Annotated in this window: 25 protein-coding genes; 16 read left to right on the top strand and 9 right to left on the bottom strand. The window is 56.5% G+C overall.

Going from position 1 to position 26,908, the window contains the following annotated elements; translation table 11 throughout:
• Positions 1–32 precede the first annotated feature (32 nt).
• Positions 33–614: a sigma-70 family RNA polymerase sigma factor gene (locus WMO24_RS04410; RefSeq protein ID WP_349215107.1), complete on the top strand. Its 582-nt coding sequence runs from the start codon at positions 33–35 to the stop codon at positions 612–614.
• Between the two features lie 127 nt (positions 615–741).
• Positions 742–1,020 carry a zinc-ribbon domain containing protein gene (locus WMO24_RS04415; protein WP_349215108.1) on the top strand — a complete coding sequence of 93 codons (279 nt, stop codon included), beginning with the start codon at positions 742–744 and terminating at the stop codon, positions 1,018–1,020.
• Positions 1,021–1,125: 105 nt separating this feature from the next.
• Here the strand turns inward: WMO24_RS04415 and WMO24_RS04420 are convergent, their stop codons facing one another.
• Genes WMO24_RS04420 through WMO24_RS04430 form a run of 3 tightly spaced genes read right to left on the bottom strand, consistent with a single transcriptional unit; the run spans position 1,126 to position 5,686 of the window.
• Positions 1,126–2,979, bottom strand: coding sequence for an ABC transporter ATP-binding protein (locus WMO24_RS04420; RefSeq protein WP_349215109.1), 1,854 nt, complete (start codon positions 2,977–2,979; stop codon positions 1,126–1,128).
• Positions 2,979–5,183 carry an ABC transporter ATP-binding protein gene (locus tag WMO24_RS04425; protein ID WP_349215110.1) on the bottom strand — a complete coding sequence of 735 codons (2,205 nt, stop codon included), beginning with the start codon at positions 5,181–5,183 and terminating at the stop codon, positions 2,979–2,981. Before WMO24_RS04425 ends, WMO24_RS04420 begins: the two co-directional genes overlap by 1 nt.
• Positions 5,177–5,686 carry a MarR family winged helix-turn-helix transcriptional regulator gene (locus tag WMO24_RS04430; protein ID WP_349215111.1) on the bottom strand — a complete coding sequence of 170 codons (510 nt, stop codon included), beginning with the start codon at positions 5,684–5,686 and terminating at the stop codon, positions 5,177–5,179. The genes WMO24_RS04425 and WMO24_RS04430 overlap by 7 nt, the downstream gene beginning before the upstream one ends.
• A gap of 201 nt (positions 5,687–5,887) precedes the next feature.
• Between WMO24_RS04430 and WMO24_RS04435 the strand changes: the two genes are divergently transcribed.
• Positions 5,888–8,098, top strand: a complete 2,211-nt coding sequence (locus tag WMO24_RS04435) for a bifunctional diguanylate cyclase/phosphodiesterase (RefSeq protein ID WP_349215112.1) — start codon at positions 5,888–5,890, stop codon at positions 8,096–8,098.
• A complete protein-coding gene (locus WMO24_RS04440; RefSeq protein WP_349215113.1) occupies positions 8,095–8,943 on the top strand; it encodes a phosphatase PAP2 family protein in 849 nt (282 codons plus the stop codon). Before WMO24_RS04435 ends, WMO24_RS04440 begins: the two co-directional genes overlap by 4 nt.
• A gap of 36 nt (positions 8,944–8,979) precedes the next feature.
• Here WMO24_RS04440 and WMO24_RS04445 read toward each other — a convergent pair whose 3' ends face one another.
• On the bottom strand, positions 8,980–9,480 hold the full coding sequence (locus WMO24_RS04445; RefSeq protein ID WP_349215114.1) for a hypothetical protein: 501 nt from the start codon (positions 9,478–9,480) through the stop codon (positions 8,980–8,982).
• A gap of 126 nt (positions 9,481–9,606) precedes the next feature.
• Here WMO24_RS04445 and WMO24_RS04450 point away from each other — a divergent pair, with 126 nt between their 5' ends.
• The 10 genes from WMO24_RS04450 to WMO24_RS04495 all read left to right on the top strand — a co-directional run bounded on the left by WMO24_RS04450 (position 9,607) and on the right by WMO24_RS04495 (position 19,074).
• A complete protein-coding gene (locus tag WMO24_RS04450; RefSeq protein WP_349215115.1) occupies positions 9,607–10,236 on the top strand; it encodes a hypothetical protein in 630 nt (209 codons plus the stop codon).
• A gap of 188 nt (positions 10,237–10,424) precedes the next feature.
• Positions 10,425–10,742, top strand: a complete 318-nt coding sequence (locus WMO24_RS04455; protein ID WP_349215116.1) for a hypothetical protein — start codon at positions 10,425–10,427, stop codon at positions 10,740–10,742.
• 42 nt (positions 10,743–10,784) lie between these two features.
• Positions 10,785–11,837 carry a V-type ATPase subunit gene (locus tag WMO24_RS04460; RefSeq protein ID WP_349215117.1) on the top strand — a complete coding sequence of 351 codons (1,053 nt, stop codon included), beginning with the start codon at positions 10,785–10,787 and terminating at the stop codon, positions 11,835–11,837.
• Positions 11,838–11,885: 48 nt separating this feature from the next.
• Entirely contained in the window at positions 11,886–13,841 is a 1,956-nt protein-coding gene (locus WMO24_RS04465) for a V-type ATP synthase subunit I (RefSeq protein ID WP_349215118.1), read from the top strand.
• 80 nt (positions 13,842–13,921) lie between these two features.
• The gene (locus tag WMO24_RS04470; RefSeq protein WP_349215119.1) at positions 13,922–14,266 is read left to right on the top strand and encodes an ATP synthase subunit C; all 345 of its coding nucleotides are present in this window, start codon (positions 13,922–13,924) and stop codon (positions 14,264–14,266) included.
• Positions 14,267–14,271: 5 nt separating this feature from the next.
• Positions 14,272–14,580 (top strand): V-type ATP synthase subunit F, encoded by a 309-nt coding sequence (locus WMO24_RS04475; protein WP_349215120.1) that lies wholly within the window; start codon positions 14,272–14,274, stop codon positions 14,578–14,580.
• Positions 14,581–14,590: 10 nt separating this feature from the next.
• The gene (locus WMO24_RS04480) at positions 14,591–15,211 is read left to right on the top strand and encodes a V-type ATP synthase subunit E (protein WP_349215121.1); all 621 of its coding nucleotides are present in this window, start codon (positions 14,591–14,593) and stop codon (positions 15,209–15,211) included.
• 37 nt (positions 15,212–15,248) lie between these two features.
• A complete protein-coding gene (locus WMO24_RS04485; RefSeq protein ID WP_349215122.1) occupies positions 15,249–17,039 on the top strand; it encodes a V-type ATP synthase subunit A in 1,791 nt (596 codons plus the stop codon).
• A 6-nt stretch (positions 17,040–17,045) separates the two neighbouring features.
• A complete protein-coding gene (locus tag WMO24_RS04490) occupies positions 17,046–18,419 on the top strand; it encodes a V-type ATP synthase subunit B (protein ID WP_349215123.1) in 1,374 nt (457 codons plus the stop codon).
• Positions 18,420–18,453: 34 nt separating this feature from the next.
• The gene (locus WMO24_RS04495; protein ID WP_349215124.1) at positions 18,454–19,074 is read left to right on the top strand and encodes a V-type ATP synthase subunit D; all 621 of its coding nucleotides are present in this window, start codon (positions 18,454–18,456) and stop codon (positions 19,072–19,074) included.
• Positions 19,075–19,177: 103 nt separating this feature from the next.
• Here WMO24_RS04495 and WMO24_RS04500 read toward each other — a convergent pair whose 3' ends face one another.
• From WMO24_RS04500 to WMO24_RS04520, 5 genes are read right to left on the bottom strand one after another with little or no spacing between them, the layout of a single operon-like run.
• Positions 19,178–20,107 carry a dihydrodipicolinate synthase family protein gene (locus WMO24_RS04500; RefSeq protein ID WP_349215125.1) on the bottom strand — a complete coding sequence of 310 codons (930 nt, stop codon included), beginning with the start codon at positions 20,105–20,107 and terminating at the stop codon, positions 19,178–19,180.
• Positions 20,108–20,161: 54 nt separating this feature from the next.
• Positions 20,162–21,157: an NAD(P)-dependent oxidoreductase gene (locus WMO24_RS04505; protein WP_349215126.1), complete on the bottom strand. Its 996-nt coding sequence runs from the start codon at positions 21,155–21,157 to the stop codon at positions 20,162–20,164.
• A gap of 16 nt (positions 21,158–21,173) precedes the next feature.
• Positions 21,174–22,517: an ABC transporter substrate-binding protein gene (locus WMO24_RS04510; protein ID WP_349215127.1), complete on the bottom strand. Its 1,344-nt coding sequence runs from the start codon at positions 22,515–22,517 to the stop codon at positions 21,174–21,176.
• A gap of 45 nt (positions 22,518–22,562) precedes the next feature.
• The gene (locus tag WMO24_RS04515) at positions 22,563–23,402 is read right to left on the bottom strand and encodes a carbohydrate ABC transporter permease (RefSeq protein WP_349215128.1); all 840 of its coding nucleotides are present in this window, start codon (positions 23,400–23,402) and stop codon (positions 22,563–22,565) included.
• Between the two features lie 4 nt (positions 23,403–23,406).
• Positions 23,407–24,294, bottom strand: a complete 888-nt coding sequence (locus tag WMO24_RS04520) for a carbohydrate ABC transporter permease (RefSeq protein ID WP_349215129.1) — start codon at positions 24,292–24,294, stop codon at positions 23,407–23,409.
• 292 nt (positions 24,295–24,586) lie between these two features.
• Between WMO24_RS04520 and WMO24_RS04525 the strand changes: the two genes are divergently transcribed.
• Complete coding sequence (locus WMO24_RS04525) at positions 24,587–25,318, top strand: FadR/GntR family transcriptional regulator (RefSeq protein ID WP_349215130.1); 732 nt, start codon at positions 24,587–24,589, stop codon at positions 25,316–25,318.
• Between the two features lie 143 nt (positions 25,319–25,461).
• Entirely contained in the window at positions 25,462–26,862 is a 1,401-nt protein-coding gene (locus WMO24_RS04530) for an ROK family protein (protein WP_349215131.1), read from the top strand.
• Positions 26,863–26,908 lie beyond the last annotated feature (46 nt).

The raw sequence follows: 26,908 nt of genomic DNA on the forward strand, positions 1-26,908 counted from the left end.
CCAGAAACAGGATTTTGCTTGACTTTTAAACGATGACTGGTAAAATGGGAAACGTAGCACGTATGCGGGGAAATGAAATGGAAGATTCCGAACTGAAGCACAAATTGCGCTGTGCTCGCGCGGGCGATGAACCGGCGCTGGCAGCGCTGATCACATGGCAGATGCCGGCCATTCGTGCGCTGGCAGCCCGTGCTGTCTGTCCGGGTCTGGCCTTTGACGATGCGGTGCAGGAAGGGCTGATCGGCCTGTTCCATGCCATTGAAAATTATGACGCCGACGCCAAAGCTTCCTTTTCCACGTACGCCAACGTGTGTGTGCAGAACGCCATCACGGATGCGCAGCGGGCGGCAAGCCGCCGCAAGCATGCGCCCCTGAATGAGTTTGTGCCTTTGGAAGACAGCCAGGCGGCGCCCGGGCCGGAAGAACAGACCGAGGCGCAGGAGGCGTATTCCAGCATGCTGCACAGCATTGAGACCCGGCTTTCCCGGCGGGAAAAGCAGGTGCTGGCCCTGTTTCTGGACGGGTGCAGCTATGGGGAGATCGGCGCGCGGCTGAATCTTTCCGAAAAAGCCGTGGACAATGCCCTTCAGCGTGTGCGAGCAAAACTCAAATAATGTTTTTAAGACGCGGATGCGTCTTTTATATGCCCTTAGTAGCTTAAAGTCAGAGCGTTGGTCCCAGATCAAAGGTGTCGGTTTAAATCCTTCCGCGGGCAAATACTAATGAATGGAGATACCCATTATGTTCGAAGACAAAACCTTAGTATGCAAAGATTGCGGCCAGGAGTTCGTGTTCACCGCCGGTGAGCAGGAGTTCTATGCAAGCCGTGGCTTTGAGAACGAGCCGCAGCGCTGCAAAGCTTGCCGTGATGCCCGCAAGAACGCCACCCGTGGCACCCGCGAGATGTTCACCGCCGTGTGCGCATCCTGCGGCAAAGAGGCCCGCGTGCCCTTCAAACCCCGCGAGGACCGTCCTGTGTACTGCAGCGAGTGCTTCGCCAAAATGAAAGAGCAGGGCTAATCTCTCTTTTGCATGAAAAAGGACCGCTTCTTTGGAAGCGGTCCTTTTTTGTCGGAACCCCTGCTGCAAAAACGCCCCGGACACAAAGTCCGGGGCGTTTGGTTTTTAGACGGCCTCGTCGTCGGGAGAAGCAAACTGGCTGTTGTACAGCTCGGCATAGAAACCGCCTTTGGCAAGCAGTTCCTCGTGGTTGCCGGTCTCCACAATGTCGCCGTCCCGCATGACCAGGATCACATCCGCGTCGCGGATGGTGGACAGGCGGTGAGCGATGATGAAGCTGGTGCGGCCCTCCATCAGATGGTCCATCGCCTTCTGAATAGCGATTTCCGTACGGGTATCCACGCTGCTGGTGGCCTCGTCGAAAATCAGAATTTTCGGCTCGGAAATGATGGTACGGGCGATGGTCAGAAGCTGCTTCTGGCCCTGGCTGATGTTGGTGGCGTCCTCGTTCAGCACGGTGTCATAACCATGGGGCAGGGTGCGCACGAAGTGGTCCACCTGGGCGGCCTTGGCCGCTTCCAGCACTTCTTCGTCGGTGGCGTTCAGCCGGCCGTAGCGGATGTTTTCACGAATGGTGTCGTTGTAAAGCCAGGTGTCCTGCAGAACCATGCCGAACATGTCGCGCAGGTCATTGCGCCGGAACTGCTTCACATTGTATTTGTCCAGCAAAATCGCACCGCCGGATACGTCGTAAAAACGCATCAGCAGTTTGACCATGGTGGTCTTGCCCGCGCCGGTGGGGCCGACGATGGCCACCTTCTGGCCCGGCTTGATGATGGCGGAGAAATCGTTGATGATGGTTTTCTCGGGCACATAGCCGAAGTGCACATGGGCAAAGTCCACTTCGCCCTTGACCACGTCCATGGAGAGGGGCTGCTGCGTGTCGGGTGCTTCCTCGTCCTCTTCCAGGAAGGCAAACACGCGCTCGGCCGCGGCTGCGGTCTGCTGCAGCACATTGGAGATGTTGGCGATCTGGTTAATGGGCTGGGTGAACTGGCGCACATACTGAATAAATGCCTGAATATCGCCTACGCTGATGGTTCCGTTCAGAGACAGGAAGCCGCCCAGCACGCAGATGCCCACATAACCCAGGTTGCCTACAAAGTTCATCAGAGGCATCATCATGCCGGAAAGGAACTGGCTCTTCCAGGCGGAGGTGTACAGCCGCTCGTTGAGCTTGTCAAAAGTAGCCAGACTGTCTTCCTCGCCGTTGAAGGCGGAGACAATCACATGGCCGCCGTACATCTCTTCCACGTGGCCGTTCACATGGCCCAGATATTCCTGCTGTTGCTGGAAGTAGGGCTGGCTGCGTTTGACCACGTTCATAACGATCAGCACGCTGAAGGGCAGAATGCACAGTGCCACCAGCGTCATGATGGGGCTGATGGAAAGCATCATGCACAGCACGCCCACCATCATGGTCACGTTGGAGACGATCTGAGAGAGACTCTGGTTCAGCGTCTGGGTCACAGTGTCCACGTCGTTGGTGATGCGGCTCAGCACTTCACCGGACTGAACACGGTCGAAGTAGGCCAGGGGCATGCGGTCGATTTTGTTGCTGATGTCCCGACGCATGGAATAGCTGAGTTTGGTGGCCACGCCGGCCATCACCCAGCCCTGCACATAACTCAGCAGAGCACTGATCAGGTACAGGCACAGCAGGAATATCAGAATTTGGGCAATGGCATCGAAATCAATGGTGCCCGTGCCGGTGAGAAGCGCGATCACGCCCTCAAACAGTTTGGTGGTCGCCTGACCCAGAATTTTGGGCCCGAAAATGGAAAAAATGGTAGAAGCTGCGGCGCAGACCAAAACCAGGATGATGCTGGGCAGAAACTTGCCCAGATAGGCCAGCAGCTTTTTCATGGTGCCTTTGAAGTCTTTGGCTTTTTCGCCCGGCATCATCGCGCCGGGGCCGCGTCCGCCGGGGCGCGGGCCTTGAGGTGCAGCGTGTGCCATTATGCCAATTCCTCCTTTGAAAGCTGACTTTCCGCGATCTCGCGGTAGGTTTTGCAGGTTTTCAGCAGTTCCTTGTGGGTGCCGATGCCGGCTACCCGGCCTTCGTCCAGAACAACGATCTGCTGCGCGTGCATGATGGTGGAAACACGCTGTGCCACCAGCAGCACGGTGGAGTTTTCGGTGTATCCGGCCAGGGCCTTGCGCAGTTTGGCATCTGTCTTGAAGTCCAGCGCCGAGAAAGTGTCGTCAAAGATATACACAGGTGCTTTTTTCACCAGCGCGCGGGCGATGGAAAGACGCTGGCGCTGTCCGCCGGAAACGTTGGTGCCGCCCTGGCTGATGGCGGTGTCAAACCCGTCTTCCAGCTGCTGGATGAACTCCGTGGCCTGGGCCACGTCCGCGGCGCGCTGCAGCGTTTCGTCGCTGGCTTCGGCGTCGGCATAACGCAGGTTGGAAGCCACGGTTCCGGAGAACAGCAGGCCCTTCTGCGGCACATAGCCGATGGCGTCGCGCAGCTCATGCTGGGTCAGGTCACGCACATCGATGCCATCGATGGTGATACGGCCCTCGCTCACATCGTAAAAACGGGGGACCAGGTTGACCAGCGTGGACTTGCCGGAGCCGGTGGAGCCGATGAACGCAGTGGTCTCGCCGGGTTTTGCGGTGAAGCTGATGTGTTCCAGCACGTTGGCGTCCGCCCCTTCGTACCGGAAGCTGACATCCTCAAAGCGGATGACGCCCTGGGGCCGGGCGGGCAGATGCTTGGGCTGTTCGGGGTCCTTGATGGAACTTTCAGTGGTGATGACCTCATAAATACGCTCGGCCGAGACGGTGGCACGGGGAACCATGATGAACATCATGCTGATGAACAGGAAACTCATGATCACATGCATGGCGTACTGGATGAAGGCCATCATGTCGCCCACCTGCATGTTGCTCTCCGCAATCTGATGACCGCCGAACCAGACGATCAGCAGGGAGACACCGTTCATCACCAGCATCATGAACGGCAGCATGATGGTCATGGCGCGGTTGACGAACAGCGTGTTGGATGTCAGATCACGGTTGGCCTTGTCAAAACGCTTCTGCATAAAGTCCTGGTTGGCGAAGGCGCGAACCACCATCATGCCGGACAGCTCCTCACGGCTGACCAGGTTCAGCCGGTCCACCAGCTGCTGCATCTTTTTAAAGCGGGGCAGCGCCACCGTGAACAGCATCAGGATCAGGCCCAGCATCAAAATCAATGCCAGTGCCAGCACCCAGGCCAGGGATACGCATTTGGACAGGCCCATGATCAGGCCGCCAATGCCCATGATGGGGGCAAAGCACATCATGCGCAGGCCCATGGAAAGGAATGTTTGCACCTGGGTGATGTCGTTGGTGGTGCGGGTGATCAGGCTGGCGGTGGAAAACTGGTCCATCTCCGCGTTGTTGAAATGGGTCACGCGCTCAAATACGGCATGGCGCAGGTCGCGGCCCACGCCTGCACCCATACGGGCAAGGCAGAACCCTGCGCCAATGGCGCAGGCTGTGAGCAAAATGGCCAGACCCAACATTTTCGCGCCGGTACTGAAGATGTAACGGTTCTGGATGGCGTCGGTGTCCGCGCCCAGCTGCACGTAAAAGCTTTTGGTGAATACGGCGGCTGTCTGCTCCAGCATCATGTCCGGTGTGGCGGCCGAAGCGGCAATGGCATCGTCCACCACCTGCCGGGGCAACTGCTGCAGCAGGGGAAGCAGTTCATTCATTCTGGACAGGTCCATGGTTTTGGAATCAGCGTCGCCAAAGCTCTGTCCGCTTTGCGAACCCACCTGCTCCAACACCTGCAGAAGCGCGTAAGAGGCACGGCTGAACGCGCCGGAGGCTGCGCTGCCGTCTCCGGTCAGAGCCAAGGTGGTTCCGTCCGCCTCGGGATAGGTTTTGTACAGCTTGTCGGTGTCCGCCAGGCTGTCGAAGGGACTGTAGGCTTCGTCCACTACCGCCTGATCCTCTGTGGACATGAACTGCTTCATCAGCGCCATGGCGTCAGCGTCGATGGCGTCGGGCGCGGCCTGGGTAATGCCGCCCTGCTGAATGCCGATGTTTACAATGTTGCTCATCATATTGGGCAGTTCCAGCTCCAGCATCGCCTGGCCGAACAGCAGAAGGACCGCGGCCAACAGAAACCCGAGATATGGCTTCATATACCGCTTCAGTTTCAACATGTTTCGTTCACTCCTCCAGTTTCTTCTTCAGCTGCTGCATCCAGCGCGGCCGCAAATTGCTCCAGCAGATTCAGCAGCAATTCAAGATTTTCGCCGCCCAGGGTGTCGATGGCGGCATTGATGCGTGCGCCCAGATCGCTTTTGGCCTGTTCCAGCAGAGAGATTCCGCTGGCGCTGATGCGGATGCCGGATACCCGCCGGTCGGACGGGTCGGGCACACGCTCCACATATCCCATGCCCTCCAGGGCGCTGATGCGCTGACTGATGGACGGAAGGCTCTGCCCCATAGCGGCCGCCACCGCAGACAGGCTCATCACCGGCCGTCCGGGCAGACAAGGGTGCGGGTCTTCGGGTCCGGGCTTTTTTCCGCCATTGGCCAGCACCATCAAAGTGCCAAACTGCGCTTTGGTCAGATCGGGGCACGGACGAAGATTTTGCCAGACACGGCGCATATGGTCCATCACAGTGAACAGCCGTGTGGTCTGCGATACGTCCTTTTTCAAGACAGAACTTCCTTTCGTTGCCTAATAGTTAGGAAAGCTAATGATTAACGTACCAAAGTATCATAGGAGATTTTTAAGGAAAAGTCAACGGAAAGCGGTCAGTTTTCACAACTTGTTCAAATTTTTTTGACGGTCGGTGTGGACGGTGCTTTTTTTCGTATGGTATGATGATGAAAACAGACTTGGGAGGAGGGGAAGGACATGAAGCGCGGCAAACTTCTGCGGCTGACAGCCATCTGTCTGGCTTTCTACGGCTGTGTTCTGGCGGCGTGCCTGTACGGCTATACCGTATTTATTCAGCATCAGATGGCAAATCAGATCAGCCATGCACTGGAAGACGTCGCTGCGCAGAGCCGCCTGGTTTTGTGTCAGGAAGTAGAGGCCAATCAGCAGCTTCTGCAAGGTGTTGCACAGCAGATTGTCTCTGTCGGGGCAGATCAGCCGGAGGCGGGTGTTCGTTCCCTGATGCCCTTGGTAAAGATGTACGGTTTTAAACGAATGGGCATTGCCGCAGCGGACGGAACAGCCTTCACCACCGACAACCGCGTGATTCAGGTGGGCCAGCGAGACTTCTTTCTGGCGGCCATGGAAAATGAAAAAGTGCTGACCGCACCGGTAAAGGACAGCACCGACGGAATGTGGATCAATGTCTATGCTGTGCCGCTTGTGGAGAACCAGGAGCCGGTGGGCGTACTGTTCGCCGTCTACAGCACCCGCCAGTTCCGCACACTGCTGGACGTGCCGTCCTTTCAGGGAAAAGGCTATTCCTATGTGATTGAATCGGACGGGACAATTGTGGTCTCACAGAACAATATTTACGAGAATCTGTTCCAAATGCTGCCTGCGGTATCCGAGCGGAACCTGCAGGCGGTGGAGGTCATGCAGAAGGACATGGCCCGGGGCGGCAGCGGCATGGTGGAATTTGAGCGGGACGGCAGGCGATACGGCTATTACATGCCGCTGGGGATCAACGACTGGTATCTGCTGAATGTGGTGCCTTCGGAAGTTCTGGAGGCGCGCACTGCGCCGGTGCTTGGAGCCAATCATCTGCTGATCGGTATTCTGGTAGTTTCCTTTCTGGCAGGTGCGGCAGTGCTGTCCGGCACCCGCGCCCGTCAGAAACGGCGTTTGATGGAACTGGCGTACGCCGATCCGCTGACCGGCGGGTACAATTTTGCAAAATTTTGTCAGGAGGCGGACGAGCAGCTGAAGCAGCCCCATGGAAAGTTGGCCTGTGTGGTGCTTGATTTGCAGAATTTTAAACGCATCAACAGTATTTTTGGCGTGGAAGAGGGCAATCGTGTGCTGCGGCAGGTGTGGTCTGTCTGGCTGAGCAGCATTCGGACCGGCGAGGTGGCTGCCCGCCGTACCGCCGACCATTTTGTGGCACTGTGGAAATACGACGATCCCGCACAGTTGGAGACACGCGCCGAGGAAGTGGCACAGGTGCTTTTGGATGTATCTCAGGACGCAAACCGTCCCAATGTGATGCCGGCCATTGGCGTTTATGAACTGGAAGAAAAGGATTTCGAGTGGGAAAAGGTCTACAACCAGGCGCTGACCGCCTCCAAAATGGTGCGCACGCGGCAGGGCTTCTGTGCTTTTTATGACCAGGCGATGCGCGATGCCACCCGGGAACTGCAGCAGATCGAAAGCCGGCTGGACGGCGCATTTCTCAACAGGGAATTTATACCGTATTATCAGCCCAAATTCGGGCCGGACGGAACGACCGTCACCGGCGCGGAAGCACTGGTGCGCTGGAACTGCGATGGTACTTTGATCCCGCCCGGCCGCTTCATTCCTCTTTGCGAGCAAAACGGATGGATCGCCCGCCTGGACGATTATATGCTGGAGGCGGTCGTCCGCCAGCAGACTGCCTGGAGGAAGCAGGGGCGGGCCATCGTTCCCGTCTCGGTCAATCTGTCCCGCGCGCGGCTGTATCAAAAGGATTATGCCATTCGCTGCCGGGAAATGTTCCAGCAGGCGGGGCTGCCGCCCTGGGCGGTTCAGTTCGAAGTGACCGAAAGCGCCGCCGTGGAGAACGTGGAAAATATGCGGGATGTGATCCGTCAGCTGCATCAGGCAGGCTTCCGGGTGCTGGTGGATGATTTTGGAACCGGTTATTCTTCCATGGCAAGTTTGAAGGATCTGTCCTTCGATATTTTGAAACTGGACAAAAGCTTTGTGGATGAGATCGGCAATTCCCGGGGAGATAAAATCATTCGGTTCACCATCGAACTGGCCAAATCACTGGGAATGTCTGTCACAGCGGAAGGCGTGGAGCAGGAACAGCAGTTCCTGTTTCTGAAAGAAAGAGGCTGTGATGATTTCCAGGGCTACTATTTTGCAAAACCATTGGCCGCGCAGGCGTTTGAACAGCTTCTGCGGCCGGAGAAAGAGGGCGAACAATGAGACAGGAAAAGCATTTTCCGAGGGCCTGGTTGTGGGGGATCATTCTGTTTGTGTTGGGCATGGCCGCAGGTGCACTGTGGGATCTGCCTTTGAATCACGCGGTGTATGCACCGCAGTTCTATCCCGCAATTTGGATGGAATGCTTTGGCTATTATCCGCTGTATCTTCCGGCAATTCTGTGGCTCTGGCTGTCCGGCCCGAAACGGCCCGGGCTTCGCACAGGGGCCCGGCTGCTGGGGGCGGTGGGCGCAGCAGCGCTGTTCTGGGCTTCGCTGAGCAACTTGCAAAAGCGCAGCGTGCCCGGTGCCGTCTGGCACACGGCTGCGGTTTGGGCTATTTTGGTGCTGCTGGGTGTGCTTTTGGCGCGGGTGCTGGTCCGCGGCGGCGACGGCCTTCGCCGCCGGCTGCACACAGCCATGGGCTGGTCGGTGGTGTATATGATCCTGGACAACGCGCTGATCAATTTGCTGAAGCTTGTATGGAACAGAACCCGCTTTGACGATATGATGGCGGCGGGGGATTTCAGTGCGTTCACCACCTGGCTGGAACCTTTCGGGAACGGCGGAAGCAGTTTCCCCTCGGGGCACACGGCCGCGGCCTGCGGCATTTTCGTGCTGGTGCTGCTGTGCGACGTTCTGCCGGGCTGGAACCGGCGCCGCGGTCTGGTGTGGGCTGTCTGCTGGGCCTATGTGGCAGGCATGGCGGCGTCCCGGCTGATTATGGGACGGCATTTCCTCAGCGACACAGTGGCGGCCGCTTTTGTAATGAGCCTGCTGCTGTGCGCACTGCGCGCCAGCACACCGTATCAAAAAAGCCTGCGCCGGCTGGATGACTCTGAATTGTAATAAAAAAAGAGCCTGTTTTCAAAACAGGCTCTTTTTTTAACGAACATTTAAGGAGAAATAATATTGAATGTAGCCGCGGGTGCTCCACTCGGCCAGAATTTTGTACACATAAACACCCGAGGTGGTCGGTGTGTTGAAGGTGCCGTCGCTTGCGTCGGTCAGTTCCAGAAATTCCGTCGACCCCGTACCCGAGGCGCGCAGCACTTTGATGCTGGACGGTTCCTTTGAAAAGCGCAACTCCAGTTCCGCCTGCGGAGAAACGTCCAGCGGAATCAGGGGCAGGTCGTTTTCCGCAAGCTGCGGCGCACGGCGTTCCACCGTGGTGAAAAAGCTCCATTCATAGCCTGCGCGGTACAAAAAGCCCTCCTGGCTGGGCGGAACTTCTGTGCCGTTGTATTCAATGGTCAGAATCGGCAGAGCAGACTCCGGATTCTGGGTATCCAGCGATTCTTTGATGAACATGGTGATGGCGGCCGCCACCAGCAGCAGGACCGCGCCAAGCAAAAGCTTGCGCAATGCGAGACGGGAAATTTTCATAAAACGAGAATCCTCCGCAGGTGTATTTTTTTTATTATATACTGTATGGTTGGAAAAATCCAGTGCGGAACGCGAATAACTCACCGCGGCAAACGCATAGAATGAGCCGAGGTGTTGAATATGCAAATGGAAAAGAGAGACAACCTGTCCGTGCGGCGGCTTCTGAAACAGGAGATCCCCGCGGCAATGTATCTTTACAGTCAGTTCCGTCGGGACGGCGCCTGGGCAGCGGCCTGTCTGGATCTGGTTTTTGAAGAGGGCGAAGTGTGGGGCGGTTTCCTTCAGGAGCGCCTGGCCGTGTGCGGAGCGCTGTGCCCGGCCGATGCGGATAATTCCCAAAGCCGGGCGCTGCATGCCGCTGACCCTGATGCATCCTGGCAGATCCTTCCGCTGGCGGCGCTGGATGCAGCCGCGGTGGCGCCTTTTCTGCGTATGCTTTGCGCCCGGTGCACACAGCTGGACCCGCAGGCTCCCTGGACGGCGGCTGTGCCGGTGAAAACGGGCGAGTGCCTTCTGCCGGGCTATCTGGACGCGGGTTTTTCCATCCGGCTGGTGCGCCCGCTGGATCATTTGCGGCCCCACTATCTTTTGAAAAAAAGAGAGGACCGCCCGGTTCGGTGTGAGCTTTGCTCGTTCCCGGTGCGCGATACATACGCGGTATCCCGTGCGCTGGAAGAGGGCTTTTCCGGAGACCGGATTTTCTGGCAGCAGGACGTCCGCTGGCTGGAGTTGTGCCGTGCGCTGGATGAAAATTGACCGAATTGTGACAAAAAAGCGAGGTATCGTAGAAAAATTTTCTCCGCGGCACGGGGTTGCATTTTTTGACAAAAGAGAGTATCTTATTCCTATCAATTGCCTGTTATAAATTTGACAGTTGTATTATCATTTCCCGGCCCGCACGTGCTTCGCGTGCGGGCCGGAGCAATCGAACGGAGGGCCGCAGCATGGAGGCTTTTGTGGAATTGATCATGGAGACGGACCGAAAGGCCCGCGCGCTGATCGATCAGGCGCAGGAAGAAAAAAAGGAGATCCTGGCCGGTGCGGAAAAACGTGCCAATGAGGAACTGAAAAAGCGGGAGGCTGCTCTGGAGGCCGGTAAAAAACAGGTGGACGCACAGCTGGACGCGGATACCCGCAAAGAGCGGGATGAAATGGACAAGGCTTATCTGGAGGCGAAGCACGCGCTGGATGCAGCCTTTGAAGAGAAGCGCGAAATGTGGCTGAAAGAGCTTCAGAACGGCGTGCTGAGCGGACAGGCCTGAATATTCCGGCGTTTTGTTCGCGGGAAAGGAGAGTGAACGGGGATGCTGGAGAATCAATCTGCGCTGGCCATTGTGCCCAAAGCCAAGGCCATTGCTGCCCGCCGCCTGATGCGGGACGACTACGCCGAGCTGGAGCGCAAGCGCAGCGTGCTGGAAGTGACCACCGCGCTGCAGAACCACCCCTATTTTGCCGATAGCCTGAAGGGGCTTTCCCCCATGAATCTGCATCGCGCCCAGATCGAAGAGGCTTTGCGCAAAGACATTTTTTATAAATACGAATCGCTGATGCATTATACGTATAAGAAGGGAAGCTTCGGCACGTATTTTCTGATGCGCTGCGAGATCACCGAACTTCTGGCCAAGATCCGACTGTTAAGCATGGGCTTCCGCCACCATTACATCGTGCAGCTGCCGGGCTTTTTGGCAAGCAAAACCAGTTTCAGCCTGCTGAAGCTGGCCAAGGCGGAAACCATTGAGGAGTGTGTGCCGGTGGTTGCGGGAACGCCCTACGCAAAGGTGCTGGCGTCTGTGATGCCGCCCCGGGGCAAACTGCCCGACTACCTGCTGTGTGAGCATGCGTTCTGGGACTACTACTATACCACGGTCATCCGGCAGATCGACCGCAGTATTCCCGGCCACACCCGGCAGGATACCAAGCGTCTGTTCCTTCAGCAGGCGGAGATCTACAATCTGGATCTGCTGTACCGCGCCAAAGCGTTTTACAATACGCAGCTGCCGCCGCAGAGAATTCGCGCGCTGCTTTTGAATGTCAGCTATATTCTGCCGCCCCGGAAACTGTATGAGATGGCCAATGCCCGTGATCTGAACGAGTTCTTGCGGCTGTACAATGACTCCCGGGCCAAGGCGGTGTACGGCGAGCGCACGGCGGACCTGGAGAAACCCTCGGACATTGAGGCGGACCGGGCGCTGTACCATGCGGCGGAGCGTTTGCTGCATTTTTCCTGCATGCCGCAGACGGTGCTGGCTGCCACGCTGTGTCTGGCGGATATTCAGCGCAGCAACATTATTAATATCATTGAAGGCGTGCGCTACGGTCTGCCGGCCGCGCAGATCAATGCGTTCCTCAAGTATTGAAACGCCCGTTTTGATACGCAATCAAGATAAGAAACGAGGTGCCATAACATGGGCATGGTAAAAATGGAACATGTCAACATCTACGGCCCCGAGCGTGATCCGCAGGCTACGCTGGAAGTTCTGGCGCGCGCCGCATGTTTCCAGCCGGACGACGTGGCCGAGAGCATCAATGCGGCCACCGGGCAGGCGGAGAACAAGTATACGCCTTTGCTGAACCAGACGCTGGGACTGATCAAGGACCTGGGACAGGACAATACGCTGCTGGCTTACGATGGTCGGATGTTCGAATACGACGAGGTGCGCCAGACAGTGGAAAAGCTTGCCGCGCAGGTGGCCGAGCGCAACCGGATGGAAACGGAGATCAACGCCAAGCTTGCCACCTATGAGCAGACCAAGGCGCAGCTGTACCATCTGACCGGCCTGCAGACCAGCATCGATGAGATTTTCAGCTGCAAATATCTGAAGGTGCGTTTCGGCCGTCTGCCCAAGGACAGCTTTATCAAGCTTCCGTATTATGAAGAACATTCGTTCACCTTCCACGAGTATGATTTTGACGGCGAGTACTATTGGGGCATGTATTTTGTTCCGGAAGACAAGGCGCACGAAGTGGACGATATTTTCGCCTCGCTGTATTTCGAGCGTGTGTGGGTGCCGGACTTCGTGCACGGCACGCCTCAGGACGCCATCGCACAGATCATCGCCGAGGAAAACGAACTGCGCGAGCGCCAGAAGGAATTGAAAAACAACGCCCAGCTGGCGGATGCGAAAATGCTGGAATATCTGCGCCGCTGTGCCGCATGGCTGAACTATGAATCGCAGATTTACGACATGTACAAATATGTGATCGTACTGGAGCACACCTATTACATCAGCGGCTATGTCCCCTGCGATGAAGTGGAGCACGTAAAGAACGCGCTGGCCATTCTCCCGGGCGTTCGCCTGTGCCGGGACAGCGAGCTGGAGGACGCCGAGACCCCGCCCGACCGCAAGCCGCCGGTGAAGCTGAAAAACAACTGGCTGTTCCGCCCCTTCGAAATGTTTGTGGACATGTACGGCCTGCCGGAATACGGGGATCTGGACCCCACGGGTTTTGTGGCCATCACCTACGCGGTGCTGTTCGGCATCATGTTCGGCGATGTGGGTCAGGGCATTCTGCTGGGTCTGATCGGCTATTTTGTGATGTACAAAAAAATGCACATGCAAATCGGTCTGGTGCTGTCCCGCTGCAGTATTTTCTCCACCCTGTTCGGCTTTGTATACGGCAGCATCTTTGGCTTTGAACACGCGCTGGACGGCTTCTACCGGATGCTGGGATTTGCGGAAAAACCCATGGATGTTCTGGAACCCAACAGCATCATCGTGCTTTTGGTTTCCAGCGTGATCGCGGGCATTTTCCTGATCGCGGCGGCTATGTTCACGGGCATTCTGTCCTGCATCCGCAGAGGTCATATTGCCGAGGCAATCTTTTCGGTCAATGGCGTCGCGGGCCTGGTGTTCTACTTCAGCCTGCTGGCCACGCTGGTGGAACTGGCGCTGGGGTACGACATCCCGTTTATCTGCACTCCCGTATTTTATGTGCTGTGCCTGGTGGTGCCGTTCCTGTGCATTTACTTCTCCGAGTTCATCTGTGCGCGCATCGAGGGCAAACCGGTGGAGGAGACCGTGGGCGAGATCTTTATGAACGGTTTCTTCGAAGTGTTTGACGCGCTGCTCAGTTTTGCATCCAATACCATGAGCTTTTTGCGTGTGGGCGGCTTTGCGCTGGCCCATGCAGGCATGATGACCATGGTGTTCACCCTCAGCGATATGACCACCAATCCGCTGCTGTACTGGCTCATTGTTCTGGTGGGCAACCTGTTCGTCATGGCACTGGAAGGCCTGTTTGTGGGCATTCAGGTGCTGCGTCTTGAATTTTACGAAATGTTCAGCCGCTTCTTTGACGCCACCGGCCGTCCCTTTGACCCGCTGCGCGTTCGGCTGAACGGCGCCCCAAGCGAAGGCTGACGCCATCCTATCCGGCCGGTGCCGGATTTGATCTCATAGATTATTACACGCCGCCTTTTGCGGCAGAATGGAGACACATTATGAAAAATCAGAAACTGAAAAAAGCCGCTCGTACATTTGTGGTTCTGCTGGCCGTGTTTGTGCTGGCCTGCGCGCTTTCCAGCGTCGCGTTCGCTGAGGACGCCACCGCCGCGGCCGCTGCGCCGGACATCAACCAGGGCCTGGGTCTGCTGGCTGCCGCGTTGGCCATGGGCATTGCCGCCATCGGTTCCGGCATCGCCGTAGGCGCGGGCGCTCCCGCTGCCATCGGTGCGCTGACGGAAGACCCCAAGAGCTTCGGTAAAGCGCTGATCTTTGTTGCTTTGGGCGAAGGTATTGCTCTGTACGGCATGCTGGTTGCCATCCTGATTTGGACGAAGGTGTAAGTTCCATGAAATATTTTCTCATCAGCGACAACGTAGACACCCTGGCCGGCATGCGCCTGGTGGGCGTGCGCGGCGTTGTGGTGCATGAGCCGGAGGAAATGAACCAGGCGCTGGAGAAAGCCTGCGCCGACCCCGAGATCGGTCTGGTGCTGATCACGGACAAACTTGTGGCCAAGTGTGCGGACGTGGTGTTCGCCTACAAACTGAACCGCAAGCGCCCGCTGATCGTGGAAATGCCGGACCGGCACAGCGACACCAACCCCGGAGACAGCATACGGCGCTACATCTCTGAGGCGGTGGGCGTGAAGATTTGAGGTGACGGGAATGAGTAAGAAAAACGTGGAACTGGAGCGCACCGCGCAGAAGATTTCGGAAAACGGGCAGTCCTTTGCGCAGTTTTCTGATTCGGTTCTGGATGCCGCCCGCCAGCAGGCCGAGGCCATTCTCGCCGAGGCTAAGGTCCAGGCAGATCAGAAGTACGCTTCCATTGTGGGCGTGCAGCGCACGGATCCGCTGGAGGCCTACCGGGCCGAAGCCCGGGCCAAGCTGGGGCGTGAGATGGCCGCGGCGCGCCAGGAAAATCGAAAGAAGCTGCTGGGGTATCGCGGCCAGCTGGTAAACGCTTTGTTTGCCGAGCTGGAAGAGAACCTGGCGGTTTATGTGGACACGCCGGCCTATGTGGACGGCGTGGTGAAAACCATGCTGTGCCATCAGGCCGATGTTCAGCCCGGCTGTGTGGTACAGGTGCGGCCGCAGGATCTGGCACGGCTGCAGCCCGCGCTGGAAAAAGCCCTGCCCGGCTGCCAGGTGCAGGCGGACCGGGAGATTCGGTTCGGCGGCGCAAAGCTGCGCACCGGACGGCGTTTGTTCGACGAGACGCTGGATGATGCCATCCGCGCACAGCGCACCGCGTTTCTGGGCCGGTGCGGCCTGCGCGTCGAGTGAGACGCCCATTTACAGTACAGATAGTTAGGAGCAGCCTATGAAAGATACGATCTATTCGATCAACGGGCCTGTCGTCACGGTGCGTGACACGGACAGCTTCGGCATGATGGAAATGGTCTACGTGGGCAACGCGGGCCTGATCGGTGAGGTCATCCATGTCAGCGATGACCGGACCACCATTCAGGTGTACGAGAACACCACGGGCCTGTCGGTGGGCGAGCCGGTCAAAGGGACCGGCGCACCTCTGTCCGCCACGCTGGGACCCGGCATTATGGAGAACATCTTCGACGGCATCGAGCGCCCCCTGGGCGAAATTGCCGAGAAGAACGGTGCCTTCATTGCCACCGGTGTCCATGTGAGCAGTCTGGACGAGACCCGCAAATGGGACGTGACCGTCACGGTAAAGCCCGGCGCCAGTGTGCGGGGCGGCGATGTGATCGCCACGTGCCCGGAAACCAGCATCATCACCCATAAGAGCATGGTCCCGCCCGATGTGTCCGGCACGGTCATCTGGGCGGCGGAGGACGGCGCCTATACGGTGACGGACCCCATCTGCAAAGTGAAGACCCCCGAAGGGGAGGAAAAAACGCTGTGTCTGGCACAGCGCTGGCCCATTCGTGTGCCCCGCCCTGTGCAGGACCGTGAGGTGATCGGCCGTCCGCTGATCACCGGTCAGCGCGTCATCGACACGCTGTTTCCCATTGCCAAGGGCGGCGTGGCCGCCATTCCCGGCGGTTTCGGCACCGGCAAGACCATGACCCAGCACCAGCTGGCCAAATGGTGCGACGCCGATATCATCATCTATGTGGGCTGCGGCGAGCGCGGCAACGAGATGACCCAGGTTTTGAACGAGTTCCGGGAGCTGGAAGACCCCAAGAGCGGCAAACCCATGACCCAGCGCACAGTGCTGATTGCCAACACATCCAACATGCCTGTGGCCGCCCGTGAAGCGTCCATTTACACAGGCATCACGCTGGCCGAATACTACCGCGATATGGGCTACGATGTGGCCATGATGGCCGACTCCACCTCCCGCTGGGCTGAGGCTCTGCGTGAGATTTCCGGCCGCCTGGAGGAAATGCCCGCAGAAGAGGGCTTCCCGGCCTATCTTCCCAGCCGTCTGGCGGCCTTTTACGAGCGCGCCGGCTGCGTGAAGAATCTGAACGGCAGCACCGGCAGCGTGTCGGTCATCGGCGCGGTGTCGCCGCAGGGTTCCGACTTCTCCGAGCCGGTCACCCAGAACACCAAGCGCTTTGTGCGCTGCTTTTTGGCGCTGGACAAAAGCCTGGCCTATGCCCGGCACTATCCCGCCATCAACTGGACCATCAGTTACAGCGAATATTACGAGGATCTGGATCCCTATTACATCGCCAATGTGGGCGAGGACTTCTGCAAAATGCGCGGCCGGATGCTGGGCCTGCTCAGCGAGGAGAACAAGCTGATGGAGATCGTCAAGCTGATCGGCTCCGACGTGCTGCCCGACTCGCAGAAAGTCACGCTGGAAGTGGCCCGTGTGATCCGCGTGGGCTTCTTGCAGCAGAATGCGTTCCACAAAAACGATACGTATGTGCCGCTGTCCAAGCAGATGTGGATGATGGAGGCCATTCTTCACCTGTATGACCGGGCTGTGGAGCTGGTGGGCGCCGGCGTGCCGGTCAGCGCTATGAGCGAGGCGGGCCTGTTCGACAAGCTCATCAAAGTGAAGTATGAAATCCCCAACGACAAGCCTGAAATGTTCGGACAGTACAATCAGGAGCTGGACGCGATGTGCGCCGAGCTGCTGGAAAAACAGAAGCCGCTGAATGCGGCGAAAGCGGAAGGGAAGTGATCTGCCATGGCCATGGAATATTTGGGGCTGAGCGATATCAACGGCCCGCTGGTCGCCATTGACGGCGTGGAAAATGCCAGCTATGAGGAAATGGTGGAGATCAAAACAAAAGACGGCGTGCGCACGGGCCGCGTGGTGGCCCTGGAAGGAAAGCGCGCGGTGGTGCAGGTGTTTGCAGGCACCAACGGTCTGACGCTGTCCGGCACTTCCACCCGTTTTACCGGCGAACCCATGCGCCTGGCGCTGGCCCCCGAAATTGTGGGCCGCATTTTCAACGGCGCGGGCGAACCCATTGACGGCCTGGGCCCGGTGTTTGCCAGCCGTTTTGATGACATCAACGGCAGCGCCATCAACCCGGTGTCCCGTTCGTATCCCCGCAACTACATCCGCACGGGCATCTCTTCCATCGATACGCTGATCACACTGATCCGCGGCCAGAAGCTGCCCATTTTCTCCGGTTCCGGCATGAGCCACAACAAGCTGGCTGCCCAGATTGTGCGGCAGGCCAAGCTGAGCGGCGAAAAAACCGAAAACTTCGGCATCGTGTTCTGCGCCATGGGCGTCACAAAGGACGTGGCCGAATACTTCCGCCGCAGCTTTGAAGAGTCCGGCGCGCTCAGCCGCGTGACCATGTTTTTGAACCTGTCTTCAGACCCCATTATCGAGCGTATTCTGACGCCGCGCTGCGCGCTGACTGCGGCGGAGTATCTGGCGTTTGAACAGAATATGCACGTGCTGGTGGTCATGACGGACATGACCAGTTACGCCGAAGCGCTGCGCGAGTTCTCTTCCTCCAAAGGCGAGATCCCCGGCCGAAAGGGCTATCCGGGTTATTTGTACTCCGACTTCGCCAGCCTGTACGAACGGGCCGGCGTCATTGAAGGGCGCGAAGGCAGCGTGACCCAGATCCCCATTCTCACCATGCCCAACGACGATATCACCCATCCGATTCCGGACCTTACAGGTTATATCACCGAAGGACAGATCGTTCTGGACCGGTACCTGGACCAGCAGGGCATTTATCCGCCCATCAGCGTGCTGCCCAGCCTGTCCCGTCTGATGAAGGACGGCATCGGCAAGGGCTTTACCCGCGAGGATCATGCCGACGTGTCCAACCAGCTGTTTGCCAGCTATGCAAAGGTGTCGGATGCCCGCGGTCTGGCCAGCGTCATCGGCGAGGAAGAGCTGTCCACCACCGACAAGCTGTATCTGGATTTCGGCAACCACTTCGAGCATGAGTTCCTGGGTCAGGGCGCCGATGAGGACCGCACCATTGACCAGAGTTTGGATCTGGGCTGGCGGCTTTTGTCCATCCTGCCCCGCGAGGAGCTGGAGCGCATCGACGAAAAGGTGCTGGAGCAGCATTACGGCAAGCATTGATTGAGATTTTCGACCACCCGGGAGGTGTTGTACCATGGCCGAACAGATATTCCCCACAAAAGGCAATCTGATTGCCTGCAAAAAGAACCTGTCTCTGGCCAAGCTGGGCTTTGACCTGCTGGACCGCAAGCGCAACGTGCTCATGCGGGAGATGATGAAGCTGATCGATGAGGCCGCCGGGATGCAGAAGGAGATCGGTGATACGTTTATCCGCTCCTACACAGCGCTGCAAAGCGCCAACATTACGCTGGGCATTGACCGCTCTCTGGAGAACGCCGTGCCGGAGGAGAAAGGCTTTTCTGTCACCAGTCACAGCATCATGGGCGTGGATCTGCCCACGGGCCATCTGGACAGCCCGCCTCCTTTCCCGTACTACGGCTTTTCCGATACCAATTCGCAGCTGGATTACGCATATATGTGCTTTGATAACGTCAAACATTTGTGTGCGAAACTGGCGGGCATCGAGAACAGCGTGTACCGCCTGGCCACGGCCATCAAAAAGACACAGCGCCGTGCCAACATGTTGGAGAACGTGGTGATTCCCAAGCTGGAGACCAACATTCGTTTTATCTCCAGCACGCTGGAGGAGCACGAGCGTGAAGAATTCACCCGCATGAAGGTCATCAAAAGCCAGAAATCTAAAAAACAGGCATGACAAAGGCGCCGTCCCACCGGGGACGGCGCCTTTTTATGTAAGGTTTTGCAGCAGTTGAAAAAACAAGCCAGCATTGAAATGCTGGCTTGTTTTTGCTTTAAAATCAGGCTCTGCCGGGTTTGCGTCCGCAGTACTTCATGGTCGCCTCTTCGATTCGCCGTTCGATTTCTACCAGTGCACGGCGGTCATCGTCGTTGACAGGAACCAGAGGTCTGCGTGCTTCGCCGATCTCGAACCCCTGCAGATGCAGGATGTACTTCAAGCCGGAAATCAGATGACCGTGGCAGCGAAGAATATCCAGAGTTGCTGTGGTCATGAACCGCTGAATCTCGCCGGCCAGCGCATAGTCTCCGGCGCGGATGCAGGCATCCGCTTTCAAATACAGGTCCAGCATCACCACATAGGTGCTGCCGATGCCGCTGTCTGCGCCCATCAGACGGCCCGCCACAAATTGCTCGTCCGGTCCGTTGAAGACAACGCAGCGGTCCTTGCCGCAGGCCTTGAACTGAAGCATATCCATCACGGGCAGCGAGGTGTTCTTGATGCCGATGACATAGGGGTTCTCCAGCATTTTGCGGAAAATGTCAAAGCTGATGGTCACGCCGGTGGTGCCGGGAATGTTGTAGAGAATGAAGGGCAGATGCGCCGCTTCAATCATGGCGTTCCAGTAATCCATGATGCCGTAATCCGGCTGGGCGAAGTAGTAGGGAGGCACTGACGAAATGGCGTCAATGCCGCATTCGGCCGCATACTTGGCCAGTGCAACGCTGTCCCGTGTGGCAGCAGCGCCTACATGGGCGATGACAGTCAGCCCGTCCGCGGCTTCTTTTACCGCTTTCATAGTCAGGCGGCGTTCGTCCACGGTCTGATACGGGAACTCGCCGGAGCTTCCGGTGATGTACACGCCTTTTGCACCGCGTTCAGCGCAATAACGTACCAGGTCCTGGGTTCGTTCCGGACTGATTTCCCCATTGTCGTCATAGCAGGCGGGAAAAGCCGGAAAGATCCCTTTGAATTTTTCAAGATCGATCATAACTGCACCCTTTCCTTTTTTTGATCATTTTGCTGTTGCACAGCAATTGTTCCTTTAGTGATTGGCAAGCGCCTGCGGATTGACCACGTTGCGGTGGATTCGTCCGGCAAAGTGTTCGTCAATGATGTCCGCAATCAGAAGCTGGCTGCGTTCTTCTGCTTCCACTGCCAGGGAACCCAGGTGAGAAGACACAAATACATTGTCCATGTGCAGAAGCGGATTGTCCATGGAAGGCGGCTCTTCACACATGACGTCCAACCCGGCGCCGCGAATCTGGCCGGTGCGCAGCGCATCGATCAGATCTTTCTCGCAAATCACGCCGCCGCGGCAGGTGTTGACCAGATACGCGGTTGGTTTCATTATCGCGAAGCAGTCCTTGTTCACGATGCCGCGGTTGGCGGGCGTGTAGGGGATGTGCAGGCTGACGATGTCCGCGTTGCGGTAAATCTCTTCGGCGGACTGCGTCAGCGTGACGTTGTGCTCCTGAGCAAAGGCGCGGCCTGCCTCGTTCAGGTAATTGTCGTATGCCATGATTTTCAAGGAGAACCCCTGTACCATGCGGGTCAGCTGACGGGCAATGTTTCCGAAGCCGATCAGCCCCAAGACCTTTCCGTCCAGTTCGTTGCCGGGCATGGAATAAGGCCAATGCCCCTGCTTGATCCCCTCGATCGAATAGGAAAAACGGCGGCCCAGATTCAGAATGTGCAGAAGTGCAATCTCAGCCACAGCGGGAGAGTTCATTCCCGGAAGATTGGCCACCGGGATGCCATACTGTGTGGCCAGCGGAACATTCACGTTGTCCAGTCCAGCGCCGTAGCGCACGATGATTCGGTTGCTGCCCGCAATCTGCGGCAGGGAATCCTGGTTCCACTGTTCGCCGATGCTCACGATGGCATCTGCCTGCAAAGCCATTTCCACCGCTTTGGCAGTATCTGTTCCGATGTCTTTGGTAATGCACCGGTAACCGGCTTTTTCGCAACGGGATACAATGGGTGTCAGGTCCACGTTCCGCGGGTCCAGATTGACCCACACGGTTTTGGGTTCAGACATTGAAAATGCCTCCTTTTTATTTTACAGACTCCGCTGTGTCGTTAAGCTCTTTGTCCAGCTGCGCGATGGCGTCGTCAATGGATTTGCTTCCGGTGACAATGGAGTTCAGCATGCGTGCGATGGGGAAGGAGTAATAGTTCTTGGATGCGATGGCGCGGCCTTCCAGGGTCTGGGCCGGATAGCCGTAGTAACCGGTAGCGTTCTGGACGTATTCAATGGCCTGCTGGTTCGCGCCGGAGCTCCACACTTCGTCTTCCGCCAGATCCTGATACACAGGAGCGAACACGGGGCCGATGGCTTCCAGATAGGTGTCGTACCACTCTTTTTCAGATACAAAGCGGATGAAATCACGCGCTGCGTCGGGGTTCTTCGCATCGTTCATGATGGACCAGCCGGACGGGTTGCCGAACAGAACGCTGCCATCGCTGCCGGCGGGAACGTTGATCACGGCGGTGTTTTCAAACAGTTCTGCGTAGTTGGGATCGTCTTTGATGGAGTTGTACAGCGTGGAAGTGTTGATGACCATTGCGGATTCGCCCATCAGATAGGATTTGTTGTTTCCGCCGGAATCCCAAGTGGTGGAAGAGGGAGGAATGGCACCTGCATTATACAGTTCCACGTATTTTTCTACCATTGCGCGCAGGCCTTCGTCCTCCGCCGCAACGATGTTGCCTTCTTCGTCCATCAGTTTGCCGCCGTTGCACCACATCATCATGCGGAAGCTGTTCTCACAGTCTTCGTCCGTGGGTCCGCAGCCAATGCCCAGGCCGTACACGCCGTTATCAGGGTCGGAAACGGCCACAGCCGCATCCCACAGTTCTTCCCAGGTGGTGGGCAGATCCACGCCGGCCTCTTCAAACAGGTCCGTGCGCACAAACAGCAGGCTGTCCGCTGCGTAGAAGGGAACAAAATAGTTCACGCCTTCGATCTTGGTGCCTTCCTTCAGTGCTTCAAACATGGGCCGCTCAGCGTCCAGTTCATCCACCAGGTCGGTCACGTCAGAATAGGGAATGTTGGGATAGTAGCTGACCACTTTATAGGGATTGGACAAGGTGACGTCGGGCACATTGCCGGCTTCCACTGCTGCGTTCAATTTGGTCATATAATCGGTAGCGGCGATGAATTCCGCGCTGACCTGCACACCGTACTCCTCGGAGAAGGCCTCGATGCGCTCGTTGATCAGCTGGTCTACATCTTCGCTGAAACTCTTTTCAACCCAGATGCTCAGTGTTCCGCCGGATGCAGTGCTGGATCCGGACGCGGAAGCGGTGGATGTCGTAGAGGAAGCAGTTCCTCCACAGGCGGTGAGCATGGTGGTCACCATGGCGGCAGAAAGCAACAAAGACAAAAACTTTTTCATAATACCCTCCTTAAAAAACAATTTTCCATCGAACATCGAAAGAACTTAGGCCTTCACACCTCCTTCCGTCATTCCACCTACCAGCAGGTTGGAGAAGAAGATGTACACAAGCAGAATGGGAATACAGGCCAGAATCGCACCGGCCATAATCTGGTTCCAGGGATAAATATCGCCGTAGATCAACCCGGAGATCACCAGCGGGAAGGTCTTCATTTCGCTGCTGCTGATATTTACCAGGGCGTACAGGTATTCGCCCCAGCACAACGAAAAGGCGAAGATGAACGTTGAGACAATTCCCGGAAGAGCCAGAGGGAACACAATGCGGTACATATTCTGCAGACGGGTGCATCCGTCCACGGTCGCGGCTTCCTCAATATCCTTGGGAACGGCGCGTACGTGGGGAATCAGCATCCAACTGACGTAAGGCAGCGTAAAGGTGGGATAAATCAGGATCAATCCCAAAATGTTATCCGTCAGACCGCAGCTGGAAACGAAGAGGAACAGCGGAATGTACAGAACGGATGTGGGGATCAGATAGGAAAACAGGATCAGGCGGGAGACGGTTTTGCGTCCGTAGAACTTCAGACGTGCCACCACATAGGAGACAGGGTATGCCAGCAGGACCGACAGGGTCGAGCAGGTGATCGCCACCAGAAAGCTGTTTTTGATTGCATTGAGAAAAGGCGTTTCCGTAATCAGAAATTTGTATCCGTCCAATGTGGGCTCCTGAGGCAGCATGGTGGGAACTTTCTGATACATTTCAAATTGAGTTTTGAAAGAGGTGTTCAGCATCCAGTAGATGGGGAACAGCGCGACCACCAGGCAGATGGCTACCATCACCAGGCGAAAAATGTGGACAAGTTGCCGTCTTTGCTTCATGGACATGGTCTCAATCCTCCTCCTTCAGCATTTTCCGGCTGACCAGTGCAATCAGCACCAGCAGAACGGGCATGGCCAGCAGGCTGACAGCCACGCCTTTGCCCAGCTGCATGTTGGTCATGGCCGTGCGGTAGCTGAACACACCGATGACTTCGGTGGCGCCGCTGGGACCGCCGCCGGTCAGAAGCCATACAGATTCGAATTCGTTGATGGTCCAGATCGTGGACACCAGCGCGGTAAGCAGCGTCACGTCTGCGATGGACGGAAGCGTGATGGAGAAAAATTTCTGCAGTGTGCTAGCGCCGTCGATCTCGGCTGCTTCGTAATAATCTTTGGGGATGGTCTGAAGCCGGGCCAGAATCGAGATGCCAAAGAAGGGACTGCCGCGCCAGATATTCGCCACCAGCACCGCCAGCATGGCCAGCGTGGCGTCACCCAACCACACCAGGTTGTGATCGATCAGATGGAGCTGCTGAAGAATGTAGTTGGCTACGCCGCCGGTGTCGGAAAAAATCCAGCGCCAGTTCAGCACGGCGACGATGTTGGGCAGCGTCCAGGGAATAATCATCAATGCGCGGGCCACATTGCGGCCGCGGAACGAAAAGTTCAAAACCAGCGCCATGATCATGCCGAACACAAGTTTTCCGAGAATGGAGAAAACAGTATAAATTACGGTGTTCAGCACCGAGCGGCGAAACGTGGAGTCCTGCAGAAGGGCAATGTAGTTTTTAAATCCGATCCACTGCTCTTGCCCGCCGATCATTTTGTCGGTGAAACTGATGTAAACACCCCAGCAAATGGGGATCATCAAAACAATGCCGATGTACAAAAACATCGGAGCGCTGACCAGATACGAAAACCTGGTGTCACGGCGCATTTGGACAGAACCGCGTTTCATGTTTTCATCCTTTCCTGTAGTGATGTAGTTTGAAGTTTGTACTTTGTAGTACAAAGTCGAGCAAAATCTCTTTGCTGCCTTCAGTTATAACACTGCAAACAGGTTCTTGTCAACAAAGTTTATAGAATTTATTGCAGTATGTTGAAAGAAAATATGGAATTTTTCACAAAATGCACAAAACTGATTGCTTGACATTCTCGGCACTGCAAGACTATGATAAAAAAGGGTGAGAAAGTTTTGACATTCTGACCACCAGAGAGGGGCTGGAATCATGGAAAACAGCTTGGTAAAAATGAAAAATTTGCGGTCCCCCAAGCTTTATCTGCAAGTGTACAATGAGCTGAGAAATTATATTGTTCAAAACAATTTAAAGCCGGGGGATAAACTTCCAACGGAAATGGAGATGTGTGAGCGCCTGGGCGTCAGCAGAAACGTTCTGCGCGAAGCCATCAAATCGCTGGAAATCACCGGCGTGGTGCACTCCACGCCTGGTGTGGGAATCGTGATTCAGGAGTTCAGTACAGATTATTTATTCAACAGTCTTGTGTACGCTCGCAGTGATGACGGCCAGGAGATGCTGGAGCAACTGAAAAAAATACGTCGTGTGTTGGAGCTGGGCTTTTCCGGCGAGGCCTTTGAAAGTCTGACCGAAGAAGATGTGGAAAAATTGCGGCAGTTGGTAGAGAAAATGCAGGATCTTGCCAAAACGTTGAGAAAAAAGCCTGAGGCCACGTTTGGCGTTCGTTTCGCCGAAGCAGATGCGGCGTTTCATCGTGCTTTGTACACGAAGCTGGACCTCCCTTTGCTGCTTTCACTGATCGATGCGTTCTGGGCGTTTGATAAAAACTATCAGAAGCCAACCAGCGGCAGCTATATTCAGTTGACGGTGGAAAAGCACGAGCGGATCGTAAGCGCGCTGGAGAAAAAAGATTACCATGCATTTTACGATGCATTGGATTTTCATTATCGGGTGGTATATCGGCCCGGTGACGAGAGCGAACAGGCTTTCGAAGAAGAGAACTGAGGCTGTATTTCTGCAGAGTGGCCAAAAATGCAAAAATGTCACACAAATCGTGCAAGATTTCCGGGGCGGCATGTGCTAGAATGATGCTAGAAAGTCCGGCGCATTGGCCGGCAAACACGCCAGAACAGAAAGGAAGAACGACCATGAAATTCCTCAACGTGGACATCCCGGTCAAAAATCTGCCGGAACTGGATCAGGGGTTTGTGCCTCTGGGTCTGTTTTTTAAAGAATATTCCAAAAATGCGACAAAGCCTTTGTGCATTGCAGTCGAACGCTCCGGCGGTCAGGTGGGTGTATATGAGACCCGCATCTACGGTACACCGGAAATGAAGGCGGCGGATGACTATTATGTGGACCGCCTGGTTAAATTCCTTCTGTGGAGCTGGGGCGGCTTCAAGGTGAGCATCTGCGGTGACGACGCCGTGGCTGAAACCATTCGTGCTGCATACAGCGAGAATGGCTCCCGCGCTTTCGATAAAGGCTTTATGGAGCAGGTGTATGAAACCGAGTTCGTGGTAGAGAGCCTGCCCTATGACCAGAAACCCACCGCTGTGCAGCGTGCCGAGAGCATCGGCCGTCACACCAACGGCGGCCGCATCGGCTTTGATGCCGGCGGTTCGGACCGCAAGGTGTCTGCGGTTATCGACGGCGAGCCCATCTACAGCGAAGAGGTGGTCTGGTTCCCCAAAACCATCTCCAATCCGGACTATCATTATCAGGGCATTCTGGCAGCGTTCCACACTGCTGCGGCAAAGATTCTGGAAAAAGGCGGCCATGTGGACGGCATCGGCATTTCTTCCGCAGGTGTGTACATCGACAACAAGTGCATGGTAGCCAGCCTGTTTTTGAAGGTGGGCAAAGAGGACTTCGACAAGAAGGTCAAAAACATCTATACCCGTGCAGCCAAAGAGCTGTCCAATACGCTGGGATATGACATCCCCGTGGTCGTGGCCAACGACGGCGACGTGTCCGCTTTGGCCGGCGCCATGGGCCTGGGTGAAAACGGCATCATGGGCATTGCCATGGGAACCAGCGAGGCCGTGGGTTATGTGGACGGTGACGGAAACATCTGCGGCTGGCTGAACGAACTGGCCTTTGCTCCGGTGGACGGACAGCCCGACGCCATGGAAGACGAATGGAGCGGTGACATCGGCTGCGGCGTGAAGTATTTCAGCCAGGACAGCGTGATCAAACTGGCGCCCCGTGCAGGCATTGAGCTGAAAGGGGAAAGCCCGGCTGAAAAACTGAAGGAAGTGCAGGCGCTGATGGCGGAGAATGATCCGCGTGCTGTAAAAGTGTACGAGTCCATTGGTGTGTATCTGGGCCATACGCTGGCACTGTATGCCATGTTCTATGACATCCGTCATGTACAGATGATGGGCCGCGTTATGTCCGGAAAGGGTGGCGACATCATTATGGATGTGGCCAGCCGTGTGATGGATGAGGAGTATCCCGAGGTGACATTCCGCCCCGAGGCACCCGACGAGAAGACCCGCCGCGTGGGCCAGTCCGCTGCTGCGGCCAGCCTGCCGGAAGTGAAATAAGAAACAAGAAAAAGCGGGCCTCCTGCGGGAGGAGCTCGGAAGCGCC

This window comes from Ruthenibacterium intestinale (assembly GCF_040096265.1).
Classification (GTDB): domain Bacteria; phylum Bacillota; class Clostridia; order Oscillospirales; family Ruminococcaceae; genus Ruthenibacterium; species Ruthenibacterium komagatae.